This window comes from Borrelia tillae (genome assembly GCF_055693965.1).
This window is the reverse complement of sequence record NZ_CM146346.1, coordinates 908,759-918,601: the sequence shown is the minus strand read 5'-3', so window position 1 is coordinate 918,601 and position 9,843 is coordinate 908,759. Positions and strand designations below refer to the sequence as shown.

Below are 9,843 nucleotides of genomic sequence, written 5' to 3'. Positions count from 1 at the left end.
AATTTAATTGTTAATAGTACAAAACTGAACTACAACTAAATGAACTACAAACAAAATAAACCTAAAAATTATTACTAAATTAATAATACATTTCCTAGAATTATCCTCCTAAATGCTTTATATTAATTTATATATAAATTAAAGAGGAATATAGTAATGAAAAAAACAAATTTGTTAGTACTAAATATCTGTCTTATTTTCTTTTTAACTCTCTCTTGTGAACTTAAAACATTAGACAACAAAAACAAAAATCAAAGGAAAAATCAATATTACTGAAATCTAAAAAATTACCTGACAAAAAATCTAAAAACGACCTACATTGTCATCAAGTCCAATACCAGGGGGAGGAGAGGTGGATATAGAAAAGATCCGATGGCATAATAGAAGCAGAATTAGAAGAAGAAGTATTTGGGAACAAATAGAAAAAGAAAATTTTGAAAGAACAAATAGTGAAGAAGAATTAAAAGATTTAAAACAATAAAAATTATTTGTAATCATACTTTATATTCCTTATCTAAATGCAGAAAAAGCATTCTTTATGGAATACAGTTTGAAGAAAAAGCTTTGATGGTTCTTGTCGATGTCGATAGTAACGTTAGAAGATTATTAGAGCGTTATCCTAACTATACTGGTAGTGTCTTATAGCTCTTAGATTTAGCTACAGGATAAGTTGAAAATGGAATTACAAACTTTTAAAGATAAGGACTTCTACGAATTGGAGAGGGTTAGCGCAGGGCCGAACTCATTTTCTTTAGTAGAGAAAATCAACAAGAGGATAAAAACAAATTAGAGTAAGATATCCAAAATACAGTAAAATCTTTGAAAGGTTGTGTAAAAAGAATGAATACAGATATTTTTATGAAAATTTTTATAGGGGGGGTAGTATTATAGTACCTGATAATTATGATTTTGATCTTCATAAAGGAGATAATCTTTTATTGCCCGATAATTATGAATTTATCTTTGAAAGAGATAATAAAAACATGATGCTAGTGGATGGAAGATACAGTATTAAGATGCAGAATATTGAAAGTGCGATGATTGTTGACTCATTTTTATAAGAATTTTCTATTCTATAGTTAGGAAGTTAGGAAAAGTATTTATTTTAAAAAACCAAGGTATAGAGAGGCTTACTTGTGAAAGTTTATAATATTATAATATTATTTTTAGTTTAAGATTTTTGTTTTGTTTATGTTTATATTATTCGATTGTAGTTTACATAATATAGGAGAAGATGCTGATAAATTTTCATCAGGCTAAGGACCAATTGATTGAAAGATATAAATCTAATATTGAAAGATATAAAAATGGAATAAAAAGATTGTATGAAATTGAAAAAAAAGATTTAGTTAAGGAAATTCCTAGCTCTAAATTTAAAACTGAATTTAAAAAATTAGATATGAAAATCTGATTAAAGAAGATGAAAGTTTAGTCGAAGTTGGAAAGAGAAATTGAGGACTTTAAATATAGCATAATATGTTATGGAGTTGAAGATATAACGATATGAAGCTGAAAAATTCCTCTAATGTATCACAGAAGCTTAAATTAAAACTTCAAGACATAAAAAGTTCAATTGAAGAAAATGAATTAAGGATTAAGAGGTTAGAAAATAGTATTAAAGAAAAAAGCTTAAGAAAAAAAGATTAAAAGAAGAGCTTCAAAATTTATAAGATATCTCATTATAAGAGATCTCAAATTAAAAAATGAGGAATTAAGTTCATTAAAAACTATCATATATTTGCCTTGAAAAATCTGAAGAGATGGATATAGAAGAGTTTATTGATCAGATTGACGCGAGAATACAGAACAAAATGAAATGGGTCATGGAAATGGGTCATGAATTTAAAGAATTTCAAAGAAGATATGGAGAAGATATGGGTGGGACAAAGATAAAATTTTTATGATGATTGGATAGCATATGAGATGAGGAAGAAGTGAAAAGAAAGAGGAAAGAGAACAAAATTAATTTAAGGGTTGATGATAAAAATTTATAACATATAATAAAGTAGCTTAATAATTGCATAATCTTTTTCAATTCAAATAAAAAATAATACTAATACATTTGAACATTTGAAAAAACTGTCTCTGCTTCTTTTTTAACAGCTAAAGTTCTTTTAATTGAAAAAAGCACCCCCATAGAATAAATATTCTATAATAAATAAACTTAAAATATTCAAATTCTGCTATTAACATGTTACAATTTTTACATCGTCTAATGCGAAGCTCATCAATACTCATATTACTACAATTCCTAATAATCTATACTCACCTCTGGGGCCAAGAATATTACAACAAAAAAACCAACAATAATAAAACACAAATACAAATAGGCATCATTCAACACAATTACATAAATTTAACACTTTACAATCAACACCATCAATACCATGCTTTCATTGGAATAAGTATGGTCTATAACGAATGGATTAATTTAAATATAACTCCTATTCACTTTTATCCTCACAATCCAAATTTGTTATCAAATATCTATTTTTCCCTATCTATCTCTCTTTACATATTAAAATATCAAATACAAGTATACCCCTTTATTATCAATATCTTCATAGGAACTCAATTGCCCATAACTCTTAGAACTGCTATCATCCTGGGTAATAATATCTCTGCATTCCTTTTTCCCGCCTTTCCCTTTCTTTCTATTAAATTCAATATCCCAATTACTAATTCATTTTCTATCCTAGCTATTTTTTCATCTTCATTACGTGAATATTTCTTAATTGATATAGCTACTACATTTTCTATCTAGTCACTATTGTCCCTCCAATACCATTTATTCCTTTAATAGCTTTATCAAGTGATGTAATAATGGCTTCTCTATTTTTTCCAAGATCTTACAAATTCAATACTTGCTTCTACCTTAGGCAACATAGATCCTGCTGCAAAATGTCCTTCACCCACATATTTCTCTAAATCAACAACACTCACTTTATCAAGCAAAATTTCATCTTTGCTTCTAAAATTTAATGCAACCTGCTCAACAGCAGTTACTATCAATAATTTATCCGCTCCTAATCTTGCCCCAATCTAGATGATGCAAAATCTTTATCAATTACCCCACTTACTCCTTTAATGATTCCCTTCTCACTTTTCAGAACGGGCATACCTCCCCCTCCACACGCAATAACTATACACCCTCTATTCACTAACTCAAGTATTTCTTCAATTTCGACAATTTCAATTGGCTTGGGCGATGCCACTACTCGTCTATAGCCCCTTCCGCTATCTTCCTTTAGAACATACCCATTAATTTCAAGTTCCTCCGCTCTTGCTTTATCATAAAATGGCCCAATAGGTTTACTAGGCTTGGTAAAACACTCATCTTCTTTATCTACCACAACTTGAGTAAGTACTGCTATTACTTTTCGTTTAATCCCCCGTTTACACATCTCATTCCTCAATGCCTGTTCAATACAATACCCAATCATCCCTTGACTCATACCAACACATACGTCAAGTGGCACTAATGGTGTCTCTTTACACATTTCATTCTCTAACAAGAATCCTCCCTACTTGAGGTCCATTGCCATGACTGATAACTATTTCATAACCATGCTCTATCAAATCCACTATCCCCAACATACTGGTCTCTATCCTAGCCAATTGTTCACAAAACGATGCATCACCACATTCTAACGCATTCCCCCCAAGACTTACTACAATTCTTTTACTCATACCAATATACCTCCTAATTCATTAATCTATAAATACACATTTGCCATTATCACTAAAATACATATTGCAAATTCAATCACAAAGAGCGGCATTACAAATTTAAACCAACTACCATAATTGATTCTTGCTATACCTAATACAGCCATTATCACCCCACTTGTTGGTGTTAATAAATTAACTAAGCCTGATGCTGTTTGCATACTCAATACAACCGATGATCTTGGCATATCTAAAAAATCAGCCAATGGTGCCATCATTGACATCGTCAAACTTGCATGTCCTGACGAAGAAGGAACAATAAATCCTATACATATCTGCACAAACTCATTTAATACTATAAACATTCCCTTAGGAACTTCATGCAAAAATTCTGAAGCTGCCTGTAATATTGTTCCTGTAATCAAACCGTTATCAGCTACGATCATTACACCCCGAGCCATCCCTATAATAAGAGCTGCTGGTATCATATCTTTAGCTCCCTCTACAAAGGTATCCCACATCTTAGTCTCATTCATTTTACATATCAATGCTGATAAAATTGCCGTACCCAAATATAACATAGTCATCTCTTGCATCCACCAATTAAGCTCCAAAATACTATACACTAAAAAAACAATCATCACTGCATATAACAATAGCACTACCTTCCGCCTATTTGTAAACTCCGCATACTGTCTTCTCCATTCCCTCTCTTACTTTTCACAAATAGATTATAATGTTCTTCCCTTTGTGCATATATTATAGACTTCTTAGGATCATCTTTCACCCTAATAGCATATATCAACACATATGCTATAGCTACAAACACAGAGACTACATATAAAATCATGCGGAAATAAAAACCTTCCTTTATTTCAATACCCGCTATCGCTGAGGCTATTCCCGTAGCAAATGGATTAATAGTAGATGCCATAGTTCCCACACCGGCACCCAACGCAATAATTGCAACAGCTACAATACCATCATATCCTAAAGCTATTACTAATGGAATCATAATAAGATAAAGGGAAGTGTCTCTTCATACATACCGGTTGTAGTTCCTCCTATGGAGAAAATAAACATCATTAATGGTATCAAAAGCTTATCTTTATTACCCATTCTTTTAATTACCGAGGCTATTCCCGCATCAACCGCACCGGTTCCCAGGATCACTCCATAAGCCCCACCAACAATCAAAACAAATACAATCACTTCAACGGCATGCTCCATTCCTTTGGCCATTGCTGTCAAAATAATAAAAATACCATCTAAAAAGCCTTTAGGAGCTCTTTCTACTGCATGATAAGTACCAGCTACAACAATTTCCCTCAAACCTCCATTAACTTCCCTCTTCTCTTTAAAAAATTCACCGGCAGGAACTATATAAGTTAATATAGTCATAATCACTATCAAAGCAAATATTATTGTAAAACTACTTGGCATTCTATTCTTCTTAGCCATTTTATCTCTCCTCAAAATACATCGATACTTTCCTAACCTAAAATTTTACAACTAATTATCCCAAAGTCCCAACCATCACAGCCTTAATAGTATGCAATCTATTTTCAGCCTCATCAAATACAACAGATTTAGCACTTTCAAAAACATCATGTGTAACTTCAATACCTTCAATCCCATACTTATCAAATATTTCCTTACCCACTACTGTATTTAAATCATGAAAAGCTGGCAAACAATGCATAAATATTGCATCCGCTTTTGCTAAGCTTACAAGTCGACTATTCACTTGATATGGCTTCAACAATTTGATCCTTTCATCCCAATTAGTTTCACCCATAGATACCCACACATCGGTATAAATAACATCAACATCTTTAACAGTCTCATCAATAGAACTAGAAATAGTAATTTTGCCTCCATTTTTATCAGCTATCAATTTTACCTTTGTTACCAATTCTGGATTGGAAAAAGTTCTCTTGGCGCAAATATCCTGAAATCCATTCCCATAATGGCACATCCTTCCATTAAAGAATTAGAAATATTATTTCTACCATCCCCACAAAATACCATCTTTAAATTTTTTAAACACCCTTTATGTTCCTCAATAGTCATAAAATCAGCTAGTATTTGTGTAGGGTGGGCAACATCTGTCAACCCATTATAAACTGGAACACCAGAATACTTAGCCAAATCTTCAACCGCTTTTTGAGAAAATCCTCTAAACTCAATGGCGTCATACATTCTTCCCAATACTCTTGCGGTGTCAGCAATCGACTCTTTTTTGCCTATTTGACTACCTGTTGGGCCCAAATAAGTAACATTTGCGCCTTGGTCATAAGCAGCAACTTCAAAAGCACATCTTGTTCTTGTTGACTCCTTCTCAAAAATTATAGCTATATTTTTCCCTTTAAGTTTTTGCTCCTCAAGTCCAGCATGTTTAGACTTTTTTAATTTATGAGATAAATCAAGTAAAAATCTAATATCCTTTTGGGTAAAATCTAAAAGCCTTAAAAAACTTCTCTTTCGCAAATTATCTTGTAAATCATACATAAATTATTTCCTCCGTTCTCCATTAACTAAATATTTTCTCTTATTAGAGGCATAGACATACATCTTGGGCCTCCTCTTCCTCGAGAAAGCTCACTAGAAGGAATTGTATAAACCTTGATACCAAATTCCTTAAGTAACTTATTAGTAACATGATTCCTAGAATAAACTATTACTTCTCCAGGTGCTATTGCCAAAGTGTTAGCCCCATCATTCCACTGTTCTCTTGCACCATGAATCGAATCTCCTCCAGCACATTTTATTATAGTAACCTCAGCTCCAAGATAAAAGCCTAGAATCTCTTCCAATTTAGCCTTTTCGCTTTTAACTTTAATACTGTCAGAACCCGCATCATAAGTTAAGGCATAGATTGTAAATTTCATATCATCACTGGTAAAACTTGTAAAAGTAGTATGATCTATTTGCGTAAACACCGTATCTAAATGCATATAAGCTCTACTTTGTGGAATTTGAAAAGCTAAAACAGTGCTAAAAGATGTTTTTTGCTCAAAAAGTTTGCGCGCTACTTTTTCTACAGATTCAGCCTCGGTCCTCTCAGAAACACCGACAGCCAATACATCTTGACTCAAAACTAACTCATCTCCACCTTCCAGAGCGGTATTTTCATTTCTAGTGTACCATATAGGAACATTATCTTTATAGACAGGATGATATTTAAAAATATATTCTGCAAATATCGTCTCCCTATGTCTAGTAATAGTTTGCATCTTATTGATTGTTACACCATGACCAATGCTTGCAAAAGGATTCCTTGTAAAGAGTATATTAGGCATAGGATCTATAATTAAAGGATACTCATTGTTTACTAAAGAGTTAAGTGAATCAGACTTATAATTCTTAAGATCATCCTTTTTAACACCCTCTATCATCCTTGAAATCATATCCTTAATAGACATATTACAAAAATAATCTCTTAAAGTTTTGGTTGTATTTTCAGTCCTAATTCCTGCTTCAAGAATAAATTGAGATACAAATTGTTCTTTAATTTTATCACATTCAGAAAGAGTTTCACTGATTAAATCCTCAATATAAACAACCTCAACTCCATTACTTTTTAAAGTATCCGCAAAAGCATCATGTTCTTGTCTTGCTATTTCAAGATAAGGAATATCATCAAATAATAGTCTTTGCATTATTGAAGGGGTAAGATTTTCCAATTCTTTTCCTGGTCTATGCAACAACACTTTCTTTAAACGACCTATTTCTGAGAATACATTTATTGGTTTTAAATACTTCATAACAAAAACCTCTGTCTTTATAAAAAGTTTAAAATTCTTAAATTTATTATATTTAATTAATATAATAAAACTTAAATAACAAAAAATCAACATAATTAAAACCTATAAAAAAACAATGTGTATAAATGAATGATATATATCTTAATAATTAATATGATAACATTACTGATATGCGGTATCCTAAACACATATTCAATTTGATAAATTTATATCTAATATGCTCTTGTGCCTTATTTAATAATACAAATGATCAAAAAAAACATAGCTCAAAAACCATCTTTTTAACCTACCACTACCCACCCAATCAAGCACTTGCAACCAATATGACATATACCAAATATCACATACCGTTGCATCTAATAAACACACTATTAGAACATACAGAATCTCCCCATTTGTTAAAAAAACTAGCAATAGAGCTCAAAATAAATCCTCAAAAAATAGAAGAGATACAAAACTATCTATTAGCTTATCAAAAACACCTAAATAATTCACAAGAATGGAACAAATTTCTTGAACAAAGCAATGTGAACGGATATTTAAGCATTAAAGTCGATACAAGTTTTATAAAAAAATCTAACCAAATTTCATCATCAAATTTGATTAACAAAAACTTCACAAGGGTAACAGAAACACAAATGTATTTAGAAAAAGAAATTTTAACATTCCTAGAACAAATATTTTATGAAAAAGACATGGGATATATACCTATCGAAAACAGTAATTCTTTTTTTCCTCGAAACAACATAAACACTTACTCTATCAATAAAGACATAATAAACGGTATAGAATACATATCTCCCCATATCATAGCAAATCAACTACTAAAAATTAAAGATAAAAAATATTTTGAAAGATTCATGCTTCATCTACAAATTGAAAATAATAAAATAGCAGAAATACTACAAAAACAAAAAATTGCAGATGAATATAACAATTCATATTATTCAATGCAAGCACAACAAAAATCAAGCCCCACAAACAACCATAGCCTAATCCCTAATACTATTATATATTCAGAAACAAAAATAGAAATAACACCTCAAAAACTAAAATCTATCCTGTCAAATGGAGACATACTATTAATAAAACCCAAAATAGATTGGACTGATTTATTTTACTTCTGGCAACACACAGGGATATTCGACGCCGATAAGTATGATAATACAAAAAAAATTGTATTTAATGACGAAGACAGCTTTGATATAAAATCAGTAATTACAAGTAATCAAATTAAATTTGATACAGCATCTGTTCAAGGCTCAGGGTACGAAAAACTTACAACTTATATACAATCAAGAATATTAAAAATATTTTCACCTATCGCAGACAAAAGAACGATTCAAAAAGCAATAAATTTTGCCAGAAACAGATATGTTGACAATAACTTTGGATACATGGTCCCTCTATTATCTGCTAATATGTGGTCTGATTCAATCAATCTCGAAGAGATTCATCACAAAACTTACTGTTCATTAGTAGTTGATAGAACATATAGAATAGCTGGTCTTAATATTTCTAGAAATTATGAAGTATCAGGTATAGTGACTCCTGGTGAGATAAATGCAGCTGCTTACGATTTTTATATGTCATATACAATATCAGGCATACTTCCCAGCATGCTACCAAAAAGGGTCATTAAACCAACACTTAAAGAAAAATTTATCGGATATAATAGAGAAATAAAAGACTTAATGGAAATGAAAATTTCAAATGAACAAAGATTTGGAAAACCTTGCAATGTAACTAATATTTGGTGCTCAGGGAGTTAATTCAAGATGAAAAAATACTATGCATGCATATTAAGCAACGCAAACGAAAAAATTATTTTTACATCCTGGGAAGAATGCAAAAATAAAATTAAAGGGCAAAAAAATAAAATAAAAAGCTTTAAAACAAGAGAAGAAGCAGAAAATTGGCTCGCAAGAGATGGAAAGCCTACTGATATTTATCCAGAAGGAATATACTTCGATTCTGGAACCGGAAGGGGAAAAGGAATAGAGATTAGAGTCGTTAATGAAAAAGGGGTATCCATAATAAACAAAGTAATAGATCAAAATCTGATTAATGACTATAATAATTATTATGTCAAAGATTTTGACGGCATTAGCAATAATTATGGTGAACTTTTAGGACTATACATTGCGCTAAAAATAGCATTACAAGAAAACAAAAAGAATATATTCGGAGATAGTAAACTTGTAATTGATTACTGGTCTCAGGGATTTTATAACAAAAACCTAAGCAAAACAACTCTTCAGTTAATTCAAAATGTAACCTCATTAAGACGTATTTTTGAAGAAAAGGAGGACAAATATCATTGATATCAGGAGACAACAATATTGCAGATTCTTGGTTTTCATAAAAAATAAAGATACACTTTATAAAAAATAAAGATACACTTTAT

At 30.9% G+C, this 9,843-nt stretch carries 10 protein-coding genes and 3 pseudogenes; 7 read left to right on the top strand and 6 right to left on the bottom strand.

Features of this window, described 5'->3' with window-relative positions:
* Positions 1 to 352 precede the first annotated feature (352 nt).
* The 5 genes from ACWUD1_RS04405 to ACWUD1_RS04385 all read left to right on the top strand — a co-directional run bounded on the left by ACWUD1_RS04405 (position 353) and on the right by ACWUD1_RS04385 (position 1,904).
* Positions 353 to 481 carry a hypothetical protein gene (locus ACWUD1_RS04405; RefSeq protein ID WP_472756564.1) on the top strand — a complete coding sequence of 43 codons (129 nt, stop codon included), beginning with the start codon at positions 353 to 355 and terminating at the stop codon, positions 479 to 481.
* Between the two features lie 346 nt (positions 482 to 827).
* Positions 828 to 1,061 (top strand): hypothetical protein, encoded by a 234-nt coding sequence (locus ACWUD1_RS04400; protein ID WP_472756563.1) that lies wholly within the window; start codon positions 828 to 830, stop codon positions 1,059 to 1,061.
* 173 nt (positions 1,062 to 1,234) lie between these two features.
* Positions 1,235 to 1,411: a hypothetical protein gene (locus ACWUD1_RS04395; protein WP_472756562.1), complete on the top strand. Its 177-nt coding sequence runs from the start codon at positions 1,235 to 1,237 to the stop codon at positions 1,409 to 1,411.
* A gap of 92 nt (positions 1,412 to 1,503) precedes the next feature.
* Entirely contained in the window at positions 1,504 to 1,647 is a 144-nt protein-coding gene (locus tag ACWUD1_RS04390) for a hypothetical protein (RefSeq protein WP_472756561.1), read from the top strand.
* Positions 1,648 to 1,760: 113 nt separating this feature from the next.
* Positions 1,761 to 1,904 (top strand): hypothetical protein, encoded by a 144-nt coding sequence (locus tag ACWUD1_RS04385; protein WP_472756560.1) that lies wholly within the window; start codon positions 1,761 to 1,763, stop codon positions 1,902 to 1,904.
* Between the two features lie 928 nt (positions 1,905 to 2,832).
* Here ACWUD1_RS04385 and ACWUD1_RS04380 read toward each other — a convergent pair.
* The 6 genes and pseudogenes from ACWUD1_RS04380 to arcA form a co-directional block, all read right to left on the bottom strand.
* Entirely contained in the window at positions 2,833 to 3,012 is a 180-nt protein-coding gene (locus tag ACWUD1_RS04380; RefSeq protein WP_472756559.1) for a hypothetical protein, read from the bottom strand.
* Positions 3,013 to 3,026: 14 nt separating this feature from the next.
* Positions 3,027 to 3,515: a hypothetical protein gene (locus ACWUD1_RS04375; protein ID WP_472756558.1), complete on the bottom strand. Its 489-nt coding sequence runs from the start codon at positions 3,513 to 3,515 to the stop codon at positions 3,027 to 3,029.
* Positions 3,502 to 3,690, bottom strand: a complete 189-nt coding sequence (locus tag ACWUD1_RS04370; RefSeq protein ID WP_472756557.1) for an amino acid kinase family protein — start codon at positions 3,688 to 3,690, stop codon at positions 3,502 to 3,504. The genes ACWUD1_RS04375 and ACWUD1_RS04370 overlap by 14 nt, the downstream gene beginning before the upstream one ends.
* Positions 3,691 to 3,716: 26 nt before the next feature.
* Positions 3,717 to 5,130, bottom strand: a pseudogene (locus ACWUD1_RS04365) (YfcC family protein).
* 55 nt (positions 5,131 to 5,185) lie between these two features.
* A pseudogene (gene argF / locus ACWUD1_RS04360) lies at positions 5,186 to 6,180 on the bottom strand (ornithine carbamoyltransferase).
* Between the two features lie 26 nt (positions 6,181 to 6,206).
* Positions 6,207 to 7,436: an arginine deiminase gene (gene arcA / locus ACWUD1_RS04355; protein ID WP_472756556.1), complete on the bottom strand. Its 1,230-nt coding sequence runs from the start codon at positions 7,434 to 7,436 to the stop codon at positions 6,207 to 6,209.
* Between the two features lie 170 nt (positions 7,437 to 7,606).
* Between arcA and ACWUD1_RS04350 the strand changes: the two genes are divergently transcribed.
* Positions 7,607 to 9,208, top strand: a complete 1,602-nt coding sequence (locus ACWUD1_RS04350) for a hypothetical protein (protein ID WP_472756555.1) — start codon at positions 7,607 to 7,609, stop codon at positions 9,206 to 9,208.
* A 6-nt stretch (positions 9,209 to 9,214) separates the two neighbouring features.
* Positions 9,215 to 9,808 (top strand): annotated as a pseudogene (locus ACWUD1_RS04345) (ribonuclease H1 domain-containing protein).
* Positions 9,809 to 9,843 lie beyond the last annotated feature (35 nt).

What these genes read in the sequence shown, in the direction of transcription:
- arcA (WP_472756556.1), bottom strand. Translation starts at nt 7,436, where the DNA reads ATGAAGTATTTAAAACCAATAAATGTATTCTCAGAAATAGGTCGTTTA.
- ACWUD1_RS04370 (WP_472756557.1), bottom strand. Translation starts at nt 3,690, where the DNA reads ATGAGTAAAAGAATTGTAGTAAGTCTTGGGGGGAATGCGTTAGAATGT.
- ACWUD1_RS04395 (WP_472756562.1), top strand. Translation starts at nt 1,235, where the DNA reads ATGCTGATAAATTTTCATCAGGCTAAGGACCAATTGATTGAAAGATAT.
- ACWUD1_RS04385 (WP_472756560.1), top strand. Translation starts at nt 1,761, where the DNA reads ATGGATATAGAAGAGTTTATTGATCAGATTGACGCGAGAATACAGAAC.
- ACWUD1_RS04350 (WP_472756555.1), top strand. Translation starts at nt 7,607, where the DNA reads ATGCGGTATCCTAAACACATATTCAATTTGATAAATTTATATCTAATA.
- ACWUD1_RS04390 (WP_472756561.1), top strand. Translation starts at nt 1,504, where the DNA reads ATGAAGCTGAAAAATTCCTCTAATGTATCACAGAAGCTTAAATTAAAA.